Consider the following 19,603-nt stretch of genomic DNA (forward strand, 5'->3'; position numbering starts at 1 on the left):
ACGAGCTCGCACCTCCACTCCCTTCCGCCGATCTCTCCTCCCACCCCAAAGCGTTCCGTGTCTACCGATCAATTTGAACTCGACCTCGAACGGTCCAATCCGACATTCGATTTTTTGCGTGGTCTTCGAAAGGCCCAGGCATCAGGGAAGAGCCTGTCGAGCATGATGATGGAGATCTTTCGTCTGCGGCGTGGACGTGGACGGCTGAAGCCCGACGAGTATTTCATGTACGAGCTGTACGATGACGCTCGTTACACGCCGGAAACGAAACAAACGTTTCTCAGCCAAAGCAACATGATGTTCGATTCGCCCTGGACCGAGGTCGCTCGGGACAAACAGATCCTGTCGGCATTGTTGCAAGGGTTGGGATTGCCGACGCCGGAAACGCAGGCCATCGTTCACTCCACGCGAACCTACCCAGGTGCCGCCGCGCTGCGTGGCCGAGACGACGTGTGTCGCTTTTTGCGAAGCGAAGCGAAGTACCCGATTTTCGGCAAACCCTTCGATTGCGCCTGCAGCGTCGGGACCGCCAAGATCACCGGTTACGACAAAGCCGCAGACGCGGTCATCGTCGGCGACGGGCATCGAGTCCCGGTTGAAAAGATCGCCGACTTGGTCGAGCAACTCGGACGCGCCTACCTGTTCCAAACCCTGATGCTGCCTCACGATTCGATCGCAAAGCTGATCGGGCCGTGCGTCAGCTCGGTTCGCATGTTCGTGATGTCGGACGACAACGGATGCGATTTGTTCCGGGCTTCCTGGAAGATTCCCGCGACGGCCAACGACGCAGACAATTTTTGGCGTGCGGGCAACATGTTGGCCGGGATCGATGTCGAGACGGGAAAGATCGGTCGCACGTTGATCCGAAAGGGTGGCGGTACCGAACCGATCGAAGCGCATCCCATCACCAACGTCAAGTTCTCTGAGATGACGTTCCCGCATTGGGACCAGATGCGTGACGTGGTGTTGAGTGCCGCGACACATTTGCCGTCCTGCCACTTCCAAGGCTGGGACGTCGCGATGACCGACCGCGGGCCGGTGTTGGTCGAATTGGAAGGCGACGGCGGAAACCCGATCATGGAGCAACTGTGCTTTGACAGCGGCCTGCTGAACGAGCGTTACCTGGCGATCATCGATCGAATCGCAGAGCGAGAGAAGGAAGGCCAGTCGGACCGGCGCAAGCGAGGCCGACAAGAGTTCAAGCAAAGTATCGTGTCGCTTGCATCGGCGAAACCCAGTGCCGACGTCTCGCCGGACGAGGAGCTGCAAGACACTGTGGAGCTGCACAATGTCGCGGAGCAACAAGAGACGGCGGAACCGAAGGCTGAGGAAGTGGAATCCGCGAGCAAACCGGCTCCCATCGTCGTCCCCGGTGCCCCCGGCGGACTGCAAAGCGGAGCCAACACCTCGGTTCATTAGTTCCATGTGGCAACGTGATCTCAATCAAAGTTACGCCGAACTGATCACGGCCGGGTGCGACAGTCGCCTGGTCCCGGGGTCCGACGGGCTGAATCGATACGGGTGCAGCGTTTGGCCGCGCCGAGCGATTGCGTTGGGTTCGTGCAGTTGTTCCAGCCCATCGCCGCGTGGCGTTGCGGCCGCGGAACAATTGCTCGCCGAACTGCAATCGGCGAACGACCGATCACCGATCGTCGACCAGACGCTCGGCGAGATTCGATCCTGTCTCCGCAGGCACTTGCAGTTGGCCGATGAGACCGACATCGCGTTGACGCCATCGGGAACGGATGCGGAATTGCTGGCCGTGTCGATTGCCGATCGCGATCCCGACCGAAGGATCGTCAATATCGTCGTGGGGCCGGATGAAGTGGGCAGCGGAACGTTGCGTGCCGCTTCTGGACGACACTACGACGACCGAGTTCCCCACGGCGACCGAGTCGTTCCCGGCGGCCCGGTCGACGCAGGTCTGGCGCGAAGGATCCAAACCGAAACGGTGCAAATCCGTCATTCGGATGGGAAAATCCGCGCCGCCATGGAGATCGACGCGGAAATCCACGAACGGGTATCTACCGCGGTTTCGGGCGGACATCAGGTCTTGCTGCACGCGGTCGCGCACTCCAAAACCGGTGTCTTCGCGCCTCGATTGCGAGTCTTGGATCTAATTCAATCGCATCTGCACCGCGATGTGGTCGTGTTGATCGATGCGGCACAGGCGCGTCTGGGCCGTGGATTTGCGACGGTCGGTTATCGGGCATTGCTGGAACGCGGATTCATGATCAACGTGACCGGATCAAAGTTCTTCGGCGGGCCACCGTTTTCTGCCGCCCTGTTGGTCCCCCGATCGATGCAGATCGAAGGGCGGTCGCGTGGAATCCCGGCGGCGCTGGGCAGCTACTTTAGCGGTGCCGAAATGCCGAAGTCTTGGACTTCGATTCGCAACTCGCTGGATCCGTGGATCAATCTTCCGGCACTGTTGCGTTGGAAAGCGGCGATGGCGGAGATCACCTCGTTCGCTTCGATCGCAACACAGTCGATCAGCGAGATCATGGCGCGGTTTGCCGAGTCGACGGTTCGGCACCTTTCCCGTCGACGGGAGATCGAACTGTGCGATTCGTTTGACCATCGCGACTCGGATTGGGCGGACGGGAACATACAACCCTGTCCGACCGTGTTTTCATTCTTCGTCAATGATGGCACCAATCGATTCGACAAGCCTGCGTTGATTCGGTTGCACCGCAGTGTCAACGACGCGCAACACTCGATGCCAATCCACCTCGGACAACCCGTGACGCTCGCCCCGGGCCACCATGTGTTGAGAATCGCCTTGGGCGCTCCGCTGGTGACCCAGATCGCAACCGACATTCAATGGGGGCGTAATCTGGAGCAACGTTTGGATTCATTGGACGACCATCTCAGCAGGGTGGCCGATCAGATTGCCACCCAATCACACCACATTCACCCGACGCAGGAACAGGTGCAGAGATAACGATGACGATCGATGCAACCGCCGTAGATTCCGTTTCGACAAGAATTGATCAATCCCGCGCCGAGTGGATTCTCCGGTCGGCGCTAGAATCCGGTTTGTTGCCCGAGCACGCGTCATCGTTTCTGGTCCACGACCTGGAACGGATGAAACAACGTCTGGGCGAATTCAAACATGCGTTTCCCTCCAGCACCCGACACTCGCTGGCGATCAAGGCGAATCCGCTGGTCGAAGTGTTGAAGGTTGCGGTTGCCGAGGGGTTTGGGCTGGAGGCGGCGAGCATCGAGGAAGTGGAGTTGGCGATCGCCGCCGGATGCCCGCACAATAAAATCGTGTTTGATTCTCCCGCCAAAACGGTTTGGGAAATCGAACATGGATTGCGATGCGGTGTGATTTTAAACGTTGACAATTTTATCGAGTTGTCTCGGGTCGACGAGGCGATCCGCCGGGGCGGTTCGAAATCGGCGATCGGGCTGAGGATCAACCCCGAGGTCGGATCGGGAAGCATCGCCCACACCAGCGTCGGCAGCGTCGGATCCAAGTTTGGTCTGTCGATCTCGGATCAGCGGGAACAGATCATCCAGGCGTACGCCACGCATCCGTGGCTGGTTGGGATTCACACGCATGTCGGTTCGCAAGGTTGCGGTGTCAAGTTGCTGTGCGAAGCGGTTGCCAAGGTGGAGCGATTGCGGCGCGAGATCGAATCGGAAGTGGGCCGGCCGATTTCGATTTTCAACATCGGCGGTGGTTTGCCGGCCGCCTATCTGGCCGACGACAACCCGCCGACGCCGGCGGAGTATGCCGACCAATTGCGTCAGTCGGTCCCGGGGCTGTTCCAAGCCGACACGACCATGATGACGGAATTCGGTCGTGCGATTCAGGCGGGTTGCGGGTTGGCATTCAGCCGTGTCGAAACGGTCCGCCGGTTGCCGAACTCAAGAAAGCTGGCCGTGATTCACCTGGGGGCAGACTTTCTATTGCGGCCCGTTTACCGCGGCGACGACTGGAAACATGAGTTCTTTGTGTTTGACCGACAGGGGAAAATCTCCACGGAACACGACGAACCGGTGACGATTGCAGGCCCGTTGTGCTTTTCTGGTGACATTCTGGCGGATCAACTCTCGATTCCAAGTGTGAAGGAGCATGATTGGATTGCGATCCGGGATTGTGGCGCGTACACGTTGAGCATGTGGTCGCGACACTGCAATCGAGCGATTCCCGCCGTGCTTGGTTTTGATCAGGGGCGTCTGTCGATGCTTCGCCCCAGCGAAACGGTGGCAGACATCGTGCAATTGTGGAGCAGCGGTTCCGAATGATTTGGGGGGCGACGAGGCTTTGTCCCTAAACCCGTAGCGGAAGCCGCCAAGGCTTTCGTCTCGCAGCAGTTCGCACGGGGAAACCCGAAATTCTTGGCGAATTCCGCTACCACATACGCCCCTTGCCGGGTTCAGGGACAAAGCCTAGCTGGACAGCGCCACCTTGCACAAAAGCACCATGGATCGTTCTGCAAACGTAGCTACCTTCGCCAGAACGTGGATCCCCAGGGCCTTCGTTGCGAATCAAATGGAATCGTCGCTGTGTTCTTCGAACTCGGCACGCAAATAAGCGCAGCTTTGCCCGCGCCGACCTAGAGTTGGTGCGGTTTTGGGAGATCACGCTCCTGGCATGGAGGTTCGAGTGCAGCGAGGGGAGGGGCGACTCGTGGCGTTTGCGTCAATCCGAGCCACAACGAACCCTCCCCGCGTCGTCGCTCACTCCTCCGCGACCCTCCTAAGGGGAGGGTGACGTCGTAAACGTCTGTTAAATCAGAGGGTAAAAACCGCCGGACCTCCCTCGGGGAGGGAAACGACTGTCGATCTAGTGCCTACGCCGGCCGATGAACGCGAAGGAAAGCAAGCCCAGGATCGAGGCTGCCATCACCACCCCGTAGTTTTTCAGCCATGCCAAGGATCGCGACTTCAGCGACGTCATGTCTTGATCGACCGAGACGACGTCGGCAAACGCGTTGAACATTTCGTCGGTCGAGTCGGGGCCGTAGTAGACTTCGACGCCGGGATCGGGATTGAAGGGGTTGTTGGACGAGTTGTCGTAGTGCGCGATCGCCGTCAGTGTGGTCCCCGCGGGCAGCCGAACCGGTTCGCGGAGCTGGTAGCGGTGTTGCCAGTTGAAATCCCAACGGGGCACGTCCAGCAGAATCTGTTGCGTTCCATCGGGGTAGGTCGCGACGTAACGAAAGTCCTTTCCGCGGTAGTGCATGTGCGGGTACATCGAGATCAACAGCAAGTCTTCGCAGGCCCTGGTGCTCATCTCGATGCGGTGTTGCTCCGCACCGGCCGGAATCTTCAAGCTGAAATCGAGCATCGCGATCGTTTCGACTTCTTTCTTGACATCTTTGCGGTCGATGAACTTCAACCCGATGCTGGTGCGGTCGGTTTGCTCCGATCCGATCGCCTGGTAATGGCGAATCAGTTCGAGTTTCCAGCCGGGAGGCAGTCGTTTGGCGGTGTCCTGCGGGTAGACACTCGGCGGCGTCCCGACCGCTTGGCCCGATAGCCGAATGCTGCTGTTACCGGACGGCGAGACCAGATTGACGGCACCGTGATGAAGCACCGCCGGGTTGGATGCTTTGATCTCGACGGCGGCGATCCATTTTTCCTCTTCAAAACCGGGATCAAAGGTCTGGTATTGATACTCGACGATGCCCTCGGCGGGCACGGCAAACGGAGTGGACGTGAACACCGCATCGGGATCGCCGATTTCCCATTGATCAGATTCCTTTTTGCCACGGGGCTGTTGCGGCTTCGGTTGACTGACTTGCTCCCCGCGGACACAGCCTCCGGCGACCCAATCCTTCAGCACTTTCTTCTGCGGATCGGTAAGCACATTTGCGTTGGAGAAATCACCATACTTTGGATTCGCATGCCACGGCGGCATCAGTCCCTGGTCGACGACGTGGCAGATCATTTCGGACCAATCGACCACTTGTTCGTAGTTGGTCAGTTCGAACGGCCCCGACATGCCCGGTTGATGACACGATTGGCAGTGCCGACCGATGATCGGGGCTACGTCGCGAAAATACGTCAGTTCCGTTGGCTTGGTGCTGCTAGATCGTCGTAGCCGGCATCCGATCGGTTCGGTTTGTTCGACCGCGATCGGCTGCCCCTGGATCAGTGATTCGACGGCATCGACGAGGTAGCGGTGTTTCGCCTGCGGCTGTTGGACTCCCAATTGATACCGATCGTTGACGGCCCCGCGGTACTTGAGTCGACCTTGACGGTCAAAGACCAGCACCTCGGGCACGACGCGGCAATCAAAACGCTCGGCGAACTCAAAGTCGACGTCGTCTTCGATGGCGTTCGTCCATTCGTGTCCAGCGCGGAACGCTTCGACCGCTTTGCCGTCCGGGCGTGGAGGGATCACGGCCACGACCGAGACGCCGCGGTCTCGCCACGCGTCGGCCAGTTCCTTCATGCGAGGCGTCTGCAAGGCAGAGATTCGACAATTCGGGCGGGCGTAAAAGACGACGACAATCGCGGAGCCGTTGGGATCCGATGTCCCGGAGGCGATGCGTTGGACCAAAGGCACCGTCGGGGCTTGCTGACCGGCGGCACCGACATCAAACACGTTGCCCAAGCAAACCAGGACCAACACGCCGAACGTGCACAGCAGAGAGTAGCGGTTGCGATCGCGGATGACCATCGCGTCGATTCCAGTGGCGGATAGACGGTTCGGAAGATTCGGGATGCGAAACATGCATCCAACTGATCTGTAGGCCCGTGAAACAATGAGTCGAGCGATCGGCCGAAGAGTTGCCCCGATTTGCCGCGGAGAACTTGAGGTTTGTCGGTGTGGGGTGATTTTATCGCCTGACCCGCGACGGCAGCGGTCGTCGAACGCTACGGGCATGATGCAGGATCGCTGTGGCGAAGGAACGAAAACGCTTCCAGGGCAAAACGATTTGAACTTCGGCAAATTCTGTTGACAGGGCCTTCCCCCCCGCATAACTTAATCCCGCTATGAATCCGTTTTCCCGGCTCCGACACGCGCCCTTACGCTACCACCGCAACTGCGTTGTGGCGGGGATGTTGTTGTCTGTTGCCATCTTTGGTTTGACGGATTCAACCGCTTACGGGAGTTGCGGCGATTGGCTGGCGCATCCGTCCGGTGCCGATCATTCGCCCGAGATGGATCCGGCCGAGCAGGTGGATTCACCGACGCCGGTTCGACCCAAGCCATGCAACGGTCCGAATTGCCGGAGCAATCCTCATCCGCCCGTGCCCCCTCATTCCGCGGCGTCAACATCGCAGGAAACCGTCGAGGTTTCAGCGTGTCGCCAGCAGTCTCATGAATCCTTGATTGGTGACGAGTCAACGGATTTCTTCTTCGATCAGGACGCCAGTGGTCATCCGGGCCACCCCGGTCGTATCGAACGACCTCCCCAGGGTTTCTGAATCCAGGGTTTCTGAATCCAGGGTTTCTGAATCCTGTGTTTGGATGCGTGGACCATTCCATTGCATGAGTTGATCTTTTGGCCATCGCCCTGCGCGTCGGTATTCACCGAGGCACGTTAACCCACGTGCGGTGTCGCAGCGTCTGTCTGACCTCAGTCTCCATGCATTGCGTTTGTTGAGCGCTCCGACGATTGCATTGCAGTCCATGGGCCGATTGCCCAGGCCGGTAATGCACGCGTCGGTGTCTTCCACGCCGATCCCCCGTGAATCTGAAACGATCGGGAAATCAGGTCAACACTGCGCCGCGCGTGGTGACCATCGGTCTCGCGTTCGCCTGCTGAACCTGTCGTCCTAGCCTTGGCCACCAAGGCCGAAGGTCCGGTCGGGCGAATCAAGGGGTCGACCGTTGATTGCCGTTGGTTGATCTGCCGCTCGCGATCGATCCGGTCGTTCATTGTCCGCACGCTGCCGCTAGGTCTCCGTGCCATGCTCCGTCTACCGCTTCCTGTCTGTGATTGAATTGAGATTCTTTTAAAGGAGACCATCGATGTCTGCTTCTACCTGCACCGTGCCGTCGTCCATCAGCCAGATGAGCTGGATGGACAAGATCAATGGCCCGTACCACAAACAAGCGCTTTGGCTGTACACGGCGATCGTGCTCGCGCATTGGTGTGAACACCTGGCGCAGGCCATTCAAATCTATGTGCTCGATTGGCCGATCGCGGAATCACGCGGCGTTCTGGGGTTGTGGTACCCGTGGATGGTCAAGTCGGAACTGCTGCATTACGCCTACGCGCTGATCATGTTGATCGCCTTTTGGCTCCTTCGTAAAGGGTTCGGCGGCCAGTCGTACACTTGGTGGATGATCGCTTTTTGGATCCAGTTTTGGCACCACATCGAACATGCGTTGTTGCAAGGGCAGGCGATTTTCCAACACAACCTGTTCGGATCTCCGGTTCCGGTCAGCATGCTGCAGCTCGTGATTCCACGGGTGGAACTGCACCTGTTCTACAACACGGTGGTGTTCGTCCCGATGGTGATCGCGATGTTCTACCACATGTTTCCGTTGCCGGGCGAAGCCGGCCATCAAGGCTGTTCGTGCGCTTGGCAGCCTCGTGCACCGAAGACCTGATCGTCCGTCGCGCTCCGCAAATACCGGGAGAACCAATATGAATCTTGTCAGAGCCGTGATTTCATTTTTCCTGATCGCCTTGGTCGCTGTTTCGATCGCCGGTTGGATTTGGGCCGGCGGACAACCCGCCGCCCAGGCGATCGGGGCTCGCGTCGTGCTGGTCCTATGCGGGTTGATGTCCGTGGGCTGTTTTGCACTGTTATGGAGTGCCCGACCGCTTCACGGCGACGCCCCAGTTAACGATGCCTCACAACATGTTTAGGAACAGATTGATGCACATGCGCTACAAACGTTTGCAATGCGATGTTGATCATCCACCTCGGCCACGCATGGTGGTGACGTTGCTGTCGACACTGCTTTTGTCGATGGCGGGCGGAATCGTCGGGTGCGGTGGTGCGGGAGCGGATTCGGCGGCGACGTCGGGTCGAGCCGTCGTCCAGCTTGATCCGGAAAAGCCGTCGATGGGTGAGTGCCACCTGACGGTCAAGCTGTTCGATGCGGAAGACAATCCGATCGATAATGCAAAGTTGACCGTCGAAGGAAACATGAACCATGCCGGCATGAAACCGTCCTTTGCGGCAATCAAGGAAACCGATCAACCCGGTGTGTATTCGGGAACGATCGATTTCACGATGGGCGGCGATTGGTTTTTGCTGGTCACCGCGATCACCGACGAAGGGACATTGGTGGAGCAAACGATTGACGTTCCCGGAGTGAGCGTCGAGTGAAATCGCAGACGGGTGATGATCGATCAATAAACACATCGGCGCAACCTGCGTCGGTGGCCAACCCGTCGTTGGAACGCCCCGATCACGGGTTCGATCTGTTGGCGTTGCCGCTTTTGGGCCGTTTTCTGCGTTGGCATCGGTCCCGGTTGGTGCTGCAGATTCCCGTGTTTTTGATCAGCTTGATAATGATTGCCCATGCGTTTTGGGGGCCGCAGTTGGCTCCCAAGAACCTCGCCGCCTTGTTGACCTGGGTGCACTTTCGCGGGCTGGTGGTTCTGGTGATCTTGTTTGCGGGCAACTTCTTTTGCATGGCCTGTCCGTTCATGCTGCCTCGCGAATTGGCACGCAAACTTTACACTCCCAGTCTCCGTTGGCCGAAATCTTTGAGCAACAAGTGGCCCGCGATCGTGCTGTTCGTCGGGGTTTTGTTTGTCTATGAATGGTGCGACTTGTTTTCCAGCCCTTGGTGGACCGGCGTCTTGATCGTGACGTACATGATCATCGCGCTGGTCATCGACGCATTGTTTCAACGTGCATCGTTTTGCAAGTTTGTTTGTCCGATCGGGCAATTCAATTTCCTGGGCGCAACGCTTTCGCCGCTGGAAATATCGGTGCGTGACCGCAGTGTTTGTGATCGATGCGAAACCAAGGACTGCATTCGAGGTCGATCAGGTGGATCATCGACGGCCACTCATTCAGACGCAGGGCAACCGAGCAAGAGGTCCGGGGCACTTCCGGTCGTTCAACGCGGCTGTGAGATGGCGCTGTTTCAGCCCCGTAAGACGGGAAATTTGGACTGCACGTTTTGCCTGGACTGTGTGTACGCCTGCCCGGAAGACAATGTGGGCCTTTTCACCCGCATCCCGGGTGAAGAGTTGTGCGTGACCGGCACTCGATCGGGACTGGGCGTCCCGGAGCGTCGCAGCGATTTTTCGGCGTTGGCGATCGTGTTTACCTTCGGTGCCCTGCTCAATGCGTTTGCGATGATCAGCCCGGTTTATGCGTTGGAATCGGCGATCGCAATGGCCACCGGTTTGACGGTGGAATGGCCGATCTTGGGCGCGATTTTCGTGCTGTTCTTGATCATCGAACCCGCAGTCTTACTGCTCGGTGCGGCGGCAATCACCCGTCGCATCACCCAAAGCAGCGAGTCGCTGCCGGTGATCGTCAAACGCTACGCGCCTTCATTGCTGCCGATCGGATTCGGTGTCTGGCTGGCGCACTACGCATTTCATTTTTTGACGGGCGTGCTGACGGTGATCCCGGTAACGCAAAACGCCGTTCGGCAAGCGACGGGATCCGATTGGCTGGGGAGACCCCAGTGGCAACTCGGTGGGCTACCCGAATCGGTCGTCTATGCGATCGAACTCGGATTCCTTTCCTTGGGGCTGCTCGGGTCGTTGATCGTCGCATCGGCGATCGGACGTCACACGGCGAACACCGCAGTGGAACGGCCGACCGGTTGGAGCCTGGCCCCGTGGGGCGTGTTGCATGTTGCATTGTTTCTGTCAGCGGTCTGGATCATGAATCAGCCGATGGACATGCGTGGGACATTCTTGGGAGGCTGAAATGCAAAAGTACCACCTACGATTCGCGATCCTCGCCATGATGCTGTGGGGCGTGTCCTGGATCAGCCGGGAGGGGGCAGCGTGGGCGCATGAAGGACCGCCGTTCCCGGTCCTGATCGACGAGCTCGTCGCGAACCAGCTGGTTTCGGTTTGGGCCGATCCGGATATCGGCGAGGCGCGGTTCTTTATTGTTATCGAAACCCGCGACGGCAATCGGCCGTTGAAAACGCCGGACGTCACGTTGTGGACGGAACCGACCAGTGGTCGTCTGGATCGGGCGTCTTATGCGGCTGAGGAACAAGCGTTGCGAAACAGCATGCAATTCTTTGCCGAACCGTATTTTGATCAACGCGACATCTGGAATGTCGGTCTGCGGATCAAGGATTCGGAGGGGGAAACCGCAGAAACCGTGGTCCAGGTGGAATCGACTCCGCCTGGCTATGGCGTCTGGGATTTAGCCATCTACCTGTTTCCTTTCGTTTTGATCGGCGGTGTCTGGTCCTACGCGATGGTGAGACGGATTCGCCAATACCGGGCATTGCAGAACGGACCCTCCGGCGAAATCGTCCGGGGCGGGCAAGGACACAACGACGAGCGACATCGAGAACACGTGCTGATGGAAGGATCACGATGACCGAAATCGAACGACGACAAAAAACCATCTGGATTTGCGGCCTGGCGATCGTGGCAATCGTCGTGACCATTCTTCTGATCGTCCGAAGACAGCCATCGCAGCCCGATGAAGGTGACCGGCCAGATGTTGCCGACACGAAGACGGCGACCGGTTTCTACGTCAGTCTTGCGGCATTGGACGTCGAAGAGAACGAACGCGCCGCGGAGGTGTTGGATCGACTGGTGAAAGAACAGCCCAACGAGCCTGCGCTGTGGGCCAATCTTGCGGTTGCCAAGCTCCGCCTGAACGACCTCGGCGGCGCCGAACAGGCTCTCAATTCCGCCTTGGCCCAATTGCCTCGATCGCGTGAATTGTTGCTTTTAAAAGCCCAGCTACTCAAATCAGCGGGACAGATCCCCGAAGCGATTGAAACGCTACGCACGGTGCACGCGGACTGGCCGGGGAACCTTCAAGTTGCGTTCGAGTTGAGCACGTTGTTGGATCAGCCCAACACCGACGCTGCGGACCAAGAGCGGCTGGAATTGCTTTCGAAGATCCTGGCGCGGGCCCCTGAAAACTTGCGTGTGCGATGCGAATACGCCCGTTTGGCGGCCACCGTCTCGGATCGACAGCGGTTGGACCAGGTGATCGGCACGTTTGAATCCTTGGGGCAAGACTGGACTGCCTTGCAGCAATCCCAATTGGACCAAGCGTCCAAAGCGGCCAGCGACGGAGACTATCGCCAAGTGGCGGTGGCATTGACATTTTTTGAAAACGTGGTCAAGCCGATGCCGATTTACCAGAAAAGTCTGGACCAGTTGGGCATCCTCTCGGTCACCGCCGTGGGGACTCCGGTCCGTTCGTTCCTGGCGTTGTCGTTGCCGTCATCCGAAGCAGCGCCGGCGGACCGAGAATTGCAATTCAGTGCAACCGACATGCTTGGAAAAGCAGCGCGGCACGATTTCACATGGGCTGTGAAGCAGCCGGGTGAGCGATGCTCAACCCTTTTGTCGCTCGCCGGCGATACGCTTCACATCCAGGAGTCGGCCGCGCTGCCCTTTCCAGGATACACCCCTGGTAACGGCACGGCCTCACTCGCCTGGGCCGACCTGAATTATGACTTTCACAACGACATCATTGTTGTCGGCGAGCGGGGCTGCTACATCTTCCTGTCGCAACCGTCGGGCGAGTACACCGCACTGGAAAGCGAACTGGAGTTGTTCGCACGACCATGGACAAGGGTATGGTGCACCGATATCGAAACCGACGGGGATTTAGATCTCCTGCTCAGCGACGGCGAGAGCGAGATTCGCTGTGTGCTGAACAACGGCGCCAATCGATTTCAATCGTTTGACAAAATCCCGTCGGTCCCCGCAGTGATGGCGCTCGAGGAGATTGACTTCGATCTTGACGGCGATGTCGATCTGGTCAGCCTTGATCGTCACGGCCAACTGACGGTGTGGACGAATGGCCGTGGAGGACACTTTGATCTTCATACGCTAGACGGGATCGGAGCGAGCGTCGCGATCGCGGTTGCCGATCTGAACCGCAATGGGCGATATGAGATCCTGTGCATTACTCGTCAGGCGGAGATCCTGTCCGGGGAGTTTGACGGGCAACAATGGGCCGTTCAACACATCCTGCAACCGGACTTCCAGAACGGTGGGGACGCGACCGAGCCTCCTGTCCCAGGTTTTCTCGGCACCGCGGACCTGGACAACAACGGTGCGATCGATGTCGTTGCAAGTGTCGCCGGGCAAACCCAGATCTGGTTGCAAGACAGCGGTGGGGACTGGTTCTCGTTGCCGAATGTCGCGCAAACCCAGGTCACCTCGGTCATCGACATGGATTGCGATGGGTTGCTGGATTTGATCGGACAGAGCGACGATGAAGCAAGGCTGTGGAAAAATGACAGCCGCGCCGGTTACCGTTGGCACAGTATCGGGCCGAAAGCGACACGGGCCGACGGCGACAAACGAATCAACCCGTTCGGCATCGGCGGCAGGATTGAAATCCGTGCCGGAAACACGGTCCAATCGCGGATGATCGATTCGCCTCGCATTCACTTCGGCCTGGGCAATCAAACGCAGATTGATGTCGCTCGGGTGGTGTGGCCCAACGGCACCAGCCAAGCCGAATTCGAATTGCCTGAGAACGCGTCTTCGCTCGCGGTGCAGCGTTTGAAAGGATCGTGCCCGTGGGTATTCACTTACGATGGCGACAAATTCCGCTTCATCAAAGATTTCCTTTGGCGGTCGCCGTTGGGGCTGAAAATCAATGCCCAAGACACCGCCGGAATCACTCAAACCGAAGACCGGATCAAGATTCCGGGCGACGCCCTGGTAGAGCGCGACGGCGAATACGAAATCCGCATCACCGCGGAGTTGTGGGAAACCCATTTCTTTGATCATGTGTCCTTGCTGGCCATCGACCACGGCAGAGACACTGAGATTTATGTGGACGAAAGCTTCGTCCCTCAAAAAGCCCCACGCAACGAGGTCCTGGTTGGTTCCGCACCAACGGCATTGTTGAATCTGATCGATTCGACCGGGGCCGCTGTCGATAAAGTGCTCTACGAAAACGATGGCAGGTACGCCGACCACTTTCCGCTCGGCCCTTATCAGGGACTGGCCGCCGAGCATTGGATCGAATTCAAATTCCCTCGCGAAGCACTGGTCGGGGGCGAGATCCTATTGATCGGGCACGGCTGGATCTATCCCACCGACAGTTCGCTGAACGTCGCCATTTCGCAAAACGAATCGCTGCGACCGCACGGGTTGGTTTTGGAACAGTTGTCGGCCGACGGAAGCTGGCAACTGCTTCGCGAGGACCTCGGTTTTCCGGCCGGGAAGCACAAGGACATGATCATTGTGCTCGACAGCAAGGAATTGTCATCGGAGACCCGCTATCGGTTGCGGACGAACATGGAAGTCTACTGGGACTCCTTGCGTTGGTCGTCTCGGCTGGCCGATCACGACGTCACGCAATCCCAACTCGCGATGTCGAATTCGCAGTTGCTCGGCCGCGGATTCTCGAAGCTGGAACCGATCGATCGACGTCGCCCCGACACTCCGGTCTACGAAGTGACCGCTCGCACACCGCAGTGGTTGGATCTGGAAGGGTACTACACGCGGTATGGCAACGTCGGCGAATTGCTGCGGCACGTCGATGATCGCTACGTGATCATGAACGCCGGTGACGAGTTGAGGCTTCGTTTTTCCGTTGAGAATGATCCGCCACCAATTGAAACCGGTGGGGCGGATACAAAACGCACCTTTGTGTTGGTCGGTGACGGCTGGGTCAAGGATGGAGATTTCAACACGACCTATTCTCGGACCGTGCGGCCCCTGCCGAGGCACGCGCCGAGGCACGCGTCAGGCCGTCGGCCGAGCGATTCGCGGAACGCCTACGACGCCCCGGATGGCAGTCGCCCTTTGCCGCCGCTGACGACGGACCCGGTCTATCTGGAACATGAAACGGACTGGCGGCTGTTCCATACCCGCTACGTCACGCCTGACGCGTTTCAACAAAAACTGATGCGACATCATCGCTCGCCATTTCCCTCCTCTGACAAGTAACCGCCCATGATTCGCTCATTGATCGCAATTTGCTTTGCCGGTTTGCTGTTTGGTCCGGCCGCGTACTTTCGTTGGTCGTCTGACAACTCGGAAACCGAAGGCCGTGAGTTGATTTCGACCGACACGCGGCTGCAACGTTATGGATTCTCATTGCAAGAAGTCGCCAAGGACGTCGGCATCGATTTTGTTCATCAACCGCCGCGGGTTGATATGCGACTCCGTCACATTGAACCGCAGATCGCAGCGATGGGAGCCAGCGTCTCGATCGTCGATGTGGACAAGGATGGCTGGCAGGATTTCTATCTCACCTCAAGCGCCCCGGGAGCGAAGAACCATTTCTACCGCAACCGCGGCGACGGTACGTTTGCGGAAATTGCGGAACAACTCGGTTTGGCAGATTTGAACGCGGACGGTGTGGGGGCCTGTATGGGGTCGGTTTGGGCCGACATTAACAACGACGGATTTGACGACGTGCTGGTCTATCGCTGGGGACGTCAAGAATTGTTGATGAACCACGAAGGCAAACGGTTTGAATCGATCGGAGATTCTGCCGGGCTGCCCGACTGGGCCAACATCGGCACCGCGACCTGGCTGGATTACGATCGCGACGGACGGGTCGACCTGTTTCTGGCGGGCTATTGGCCGGATCACGTGCATCTGGACGATTTGGAAGACACACGCATCATGCCGGAGAGCTTTGAATATGCCGACAATGGGGGCCACAACTGGATGCTGCGCAATGTCGGCGGCGGGCGATTCGTAGACGTCACGGACGAAGTCGGCGTCGACAGCACGCGTTGGACGCTGGCGGTAGTGGCGGCCGACTTTGACGATGATTCCTTTGTCGATCTGTTCCTGGCCAACGACTACGGCAATTCCGAACTCTTTCGCAATGAAGGTGGCAAACGATTTCAAGAAGTCGGCAAGGACGCGGGCGTCGGATTCGCACCCAAGAGCGGGATGAATGCGTCGGTCGGAGACGTTCTGAACCAAGGCCGACTTTCGATCTATGAATCGAATATCTCCGAAGAAGGTGTGCTGCTGCAGGGCAACAACTTGTGGTTTCCCTCAGGCGACGGTTCGATTCATTTCGACAACCTGGCCTCGGTGATGGGTGTGGAACTCGGCGGATGGAGTTTTGGAGCCCAATTCGGTGATCTGAACAACGACGGGTTCAACGACCTGTCCGTCACCAACGGATACGTTTCGGGCGATCAAGGGACGAGCTACTGGTACGACTTTTCCCAGATCACCGGCGGGCATGAACAAATCATTTCCGACGCGTCCAACTGGCCGGATATGCGTCAGCGGAGTCTGGCGGGTTACCAATCGACGCGTCTGTGGGTCAACGACGGTGCGGGCAGCTTCCGAGACGTCGCCCAGTGGGTGGGCGTGACCGACCGGCACGATGGTCGCGCGATCGCACTGGCGGATTTCCGCAACCGTGGCGTCTTGGATGTCGTGGTTGCCAATCAGCGGGGGCCGGCATTGGTGTATCAAAACACGGTCGATTCGTCACGGCATTGGATTGCGTTCGAACTGGAAGGTATCGTCAGCAATCGCAGTGCGATCGGTGCCCGCGTCCGTGTGTTTTGGAACGGTCAGCAGCAGTTGCAAGAAAGGGTTGCAGCGAGTGGCTATTCGTCGCAAAACCAAAGCCGGCTGCATTTCGGCCTGGGCGCGGTATCCGATGTGGACCGCGTCGTCATCCGATGGCCCAGCGGAAAGGAACAACAAGTCATCGCCCCTGCGGTTGATCAGGTCCATACGATTCGAGAGGTACGATGAGCGATTCCCAATCCCTGCAGTCGACATCCGATGTTAGCTCGGTCGGTGATGCCGTCGAAACCGATTCCGCATCCGATGGGGCGCAAGTCTCGCCGGGCGGGACCTGGCGCAGATGGTTGACGCTGGAAAATCGGTTCCTGGCACCCCTGTTGATCACCAGCATCTTATTGGCCGGCCAGTTGACGTTCGGCATCCTTGAAAGCTGGTCCAGAACGTTGATCGCCATCGGAATTGCGATCGCTTGCGAGCTCGTGTTGGGCAAGTTGGTGGTCGGAAGATTTCCACACCTGGCGAGTGCTTACATTTCTGGGATCAGCGTCGGGATTTTGATCCGATCGCCCTTCATTTGGCCGTATGCGATGTGCGCGGGCCTGTCGATCATGTCGAAGTACGTGTTGAGGATTCAGAATCGGCACCTTTGGAACCCTTCCAATTTCGGTGTCAGCGCGATGCTGTTTCTGTATCCGTCGGCGGTGGCCAGCTTGAGTATCCAGTGGGGAAACAGTTTGTGGCCGATGCTGGTGGTGTGGTGCTTGGGGGCGATGATCATCAGCCGGCTAAAACGGTTTCACATCTGTTTGACGTATGTGATTTCATTCATCGCGTTCGCCGGGGCACGGAGTTGGCTGACCGGCAGCCCGTTCTTGGCCAACGTGTCACCGCTGACCGGGCCGATGTACCAGTTGTTCGTTTTCTTCATGATCACCGATCCGAAAACGACGGTTCGGCCCAAATGGGGGCAGTGCTTGGTGGCGTTTTTGGTCGCGGCGGTGGAGATGCTGTTGCGGTTGGCTGAATTCATTCACGCACCGTACTACGCTCTGTTTCTGGTCGGGCCAGTGGCGTTGGCCGTTGAGATGCGATGGACGCGAGATCGTGCCGGCCGGGCGAAGGCCCCCGAGTCGGTGGTAAACCTTGACAAAAATGCCGCCGGTTCCGGCTCCCTCGGGGAAGTTGAAGCACCGCAGTCAACTTGAGAGCGTTTCGGCGCGTTGAACGTGACGAAGACCGTAGCCAAGGGTTGAGCAAAACGTTGTCCAGAAACAAGTTTTGCGCAGAGAGGCGTACCGATGCATTTTGCTCGAGCCGGAGGGCAGGGATTGGCCCTCATGGTGGCGTTTGCCGCTATTTCCAACGCGGTGGCCGATGATGGCAGTGCCGTTCCCATTCTTCACGACACGGTCGTCGTCGACGCGGCATCGCCGGCCCCCGATGGGGTCGGACGACACGAAACGACGGAGCAAGCCTCGGTTGTGATGTCGGCCGTCGATCGGATTCCGCCCCCGGTCGCGCCGCTGTCCCCTCGGTGCCAATGCAACGTCACCGGCGCCGGTGTGGATTGGTCCAAGTACCCTGAAACGATCCGCCAGATGCCTCGGCCGGGGATCTTTTCGATTCCGCCGACTGGTTGCGGCTACTACTCCGCATTGGATGCCTTGACCGACCGGTGTCGCCCGGCCCAACCGCCGTCGGGGTACGCACCATTTGCGATCAACGCCTGGCCATTCTTTGACGCCGATTGGCGGTATGTGGAAAACGTTCGCGACAATCAACGCACGATCGTCGAGCGGTTGAAACGAATCCGCGCGACCGATCGGCTGTTGCTAAGCACGGGAGGCGAGTTTTGGCTCCGCTATTCCAACGAGACCAACAGCCGGCTGACGGGGACCGAAAACGACTATTTGCTCAGCCACGTCCGGCAGTACCTGGATGTATGGTACGGCGACAACCTTCGTGTTTATGGCGAATACGTTTGGGCGGACAGTTTCGGAGAAGAGCTGGCACCCGTCCCGCCCGACGTTGATCGCGGAGACATCCTGGATTTGTTCGTTGATGTCCGCCTGGGGGACCTGGCTGGAAAACCGGTCTACCTGCGTGGCGGACGCCAAGAACTGTTGTTCGGTTCACAGCGGCTGGTCACCCCTCTTCCGTGGGCCAACAAACGTCACTCCTTCGACGGGTTTCGGCTGTTTCGTAAAGGGGAAACGTTTGACTTTGACGCATTCTGGACCCACTACGTCCCACCGCAAGCGAGCGAGTTTGATTCGGCGGACGACAATCAAACGTTTGCCGGACTTTGGGCGACCCAGCGGCCACAAAAAGGCGAGTCGCGCGACCTGTACTACTTGTTCTATGACAATGAAAACGCGGCGATGCCGTTGGGCATCCGCAGAGCCCCCTTTCAAACTCACACGTTTGGATCGCGCTGGGCGGGCAGCCGCGATGGCTTCTTATGGGATGCGGAAGCGGCGTTGCAAAGCGGCCACCAAGCCGATCGCGACCTGTTTGCCGGGATGGGCACGATTGGCCTGGGGAAACACTGGAGCGAGGCATTATGGTCGCCCTCGTTTTGGCTGTATTACGACTACGCCAGCGGAGACAATGACCCGACATCGGGGACATCCAACACGTTCAACCAACAGTTTCCCTTCGGGCACTACTACCTGGGCTGGATGGATCTGGTCGGCCGTCAGAACATTCACGATCTCAACGCACATCTGTACCTCTATCCAACGAAATGGACGACGGTCTGGCTGCAGTACCATCACTTCTACTTGGCCGAAGAACGCGACGCCCTTTACAACGCCGGCGGCGTCCCCTATCGACGTGATCCGACGGGAGCGGCCGGCAATAACGTCGGGGATGAAATCGATCTGGTGCTCAATTTTCACCTCACCCGGTATTCCGATCTCCTGGTCAGCTACAACAAATTGTTCGGCGGCAGCTTCCTGGAAGCCACTGCCGGGCCCGGGCAAGCCTCCGACGCGGAAACGTTGTATCTGATTTTCCAGCAGCGTTGGTGA

Annotated in this window: 13 protein-coding genes; 12 read left to right on the forward strand and 1 reads right to left on the reverse strand. The window is 58.4% G+C overall.

Annotation, left to right across the window (positions count from 1 at the left end; all coding sequences use genetic code 11):
• Window positions 1-162 precede the first annotated feature (162 nt).
• From H1B37_RS05890 to H1B37_RS05900, 3 genes are read left to right on the forward strand one after another with little or no spacing between them, the layout of a single operon-like run.
• Window positions 163-1,419, forward strand: a complete 1,257-nt coding sequence (locus tag H1B37_RS05890; RefSeq protein WP_220498063.1) for a sugar-transfer associated ATP-grasp domain-containing protein — start codon at window positions 163-165, stop codon at window positions 1,417-1,419.
• A 4-nt stretch (window positions 1,420-1,423) separates the two neighbouring features.
• Window positions 1,424-2,944: a hypothetical protein gene (locus H1B37_RS05895; RefSeq protein ID WP_182865709.1), complete on the forward strand. Its 1,521-nt coding sequence runs from the start codon at window positions 1,424-1,426 to the stop codon at window positions 2,942-2,944.
• Between the two features lie 2 nt (window positions 2,945-2,946).
• Window positions 2,947-4,257, forward strand: coding sequence for a type III PLP-dependent enzyme domain-containing protein (locus tag H1B37_RS05900; protein ID WP_182865710.1), 1,311 nt, complete (start codon window positions 2,947-2,949; stop codon window positions 4,255-4,257).
• A 541-nt stretch (window positions 4,258-4,798) separates the two neighbouring features.
• Here H1B37_RS05900 and H1B37_RS05905 read toward each other — a convergent pair.
• Window positions 4,799-6,694 carry a redoxin domain-containing protein gene (locus tag H1B37_RS05905; RefSeq protein WP_182865711.1) on the reverse strand — a complete coding sequence of 632 codons (1,896 nt, stop codon included), beginning with the start codon at window positions 6,692-6,694 and terminating at the stop codon, window positions 4,799-4,801.
• Between the two features lie 1,245 nt (window positions 6,695-7,939).
• Between H1B37_RS05905 and H1B37_RS05910 the strand changes: the two genes are divergently transcribed.
• From H1B37_RS05910 to H1B37_RS05950, 9 genes are all read left to right on the forward strand, one after another.
• On the forward strand, window positions 7,940-8,524 hold the full coding sequence (locus tag H1B37_RS05910; RefSeq protein ID WP_182865712.1) for a hypothetical protein: 585 nt from the start codon (window positions 7,940-7,942) through the stop codon (window positions 8,522-8,524).
• Between the two features lie 37 nt (window positions 8,525-8,561).
• On the forward strand, window positions 8,562-8,786 hold the full coding sequence (locus H1B37_RS05915; RefSeq protein WP_182865713.1) for a hypothetical protein: 225 nt from the start codon (window positions 8,562-8,564) through the stop codon (window positions 8,784-8,786).
• A complete protein-coding gene (locus H1B37_RS05920) occupies window positions 8,779-9,252 on the forward strand; it encodes a FixH family protein (protein WP_182865714.1) in 474 nt (157 codons plus the stop codon). The genes H1B37_RS05915 and H1B37_RS05920 overlap by 8 nt, the downstream gene beginning before the upstream one ends.
• Window positions 9,249-10,820 (forward strand): 4Fe-4S binding protein, encoded by a 1,572-nt coding sequence (locus H1B37_RS05925; protein WP_220498064.1) that lies wholly within the window; start codon window positions 9,249-9,251, stop codon window positions 10,818-10,820. Before H1B37_RS05920 ends, H1B37_RS05925 begins: the two co-directional genes overlap by 4 nt.
• 1 nt (window position 10,821) lies before the next feature.
• The gene (locus H1B37_RS05930; protein WP_182865715.1) at window positions 10,822-11,454 is read left to right on the forward strand and encodes a hypothetical protein; all 633 of its coding nucleotides are present in this window, start codon (window positions 10,822-10,824) and stop codon (window positions 11,452-11,454) included.
• Complete coding sequence (locus H1B37_RS05935; RefSeq protein ID WP_182865716.1) at window positions 11,451-15,011, forward strand: CRTAC1 family protein; 3,561 nt, start codon at window positions 11,451-11,453, stop codon at window positions 15,009-15,011. The genes H1B37_RS05930 and H1B37_RS05935 overlap by 4 nt, the downstream gene beginning before the upstream one ends.
• 6 nt (window positions 15,012-15,017) lie before the next feature.
• Window positions 15,018-16,799, forward strand: a complete 1,782-nt coding sequence (locus tag H1B37_RS05940) for a CRTAC1 family protein (RefSeq protein WP_182865717.1) — start codon at window positions 15,018-15,020, stop codon at window positions 16,797-16,799.
• Window positions 16,796-17,776, forward strand: a complete 981-nt coding sequence (locus tag H1B37_RS05945) for an RnfABCDGE type electron transport complex subunit D (RefSeq protein ID WP_182865718.1) — start codon at window positions 16,796-16,798, stop codon at window positions 17,774-17,776. Before H1B37_RS05940 ends, H1B37_RS05945 begins: the two co-directional genes overlap by 4 nt.
• A 93-nt stretch (window positions 17,777-17,869) precedes the next feature.
• Complete coding sequence (locus H1B37_RS05950; protein ID WP_182865719.1) at window positions 17,870-19,603, forward strand: alginate export family protein; 1,734 nt, start codon at window positions 17,870-17,872, stop codon at window positions 19,601-19,603.

This window comes from Stieleria mannarensis, from assembly GCF_014154935.1.
Classification (GTDB): domain Bacteria; phylum Planctomycetota; class Planctomycetia; order Pirellulales; family Pirellulaceae; genus Stieleria; species Stieleria mannarensis.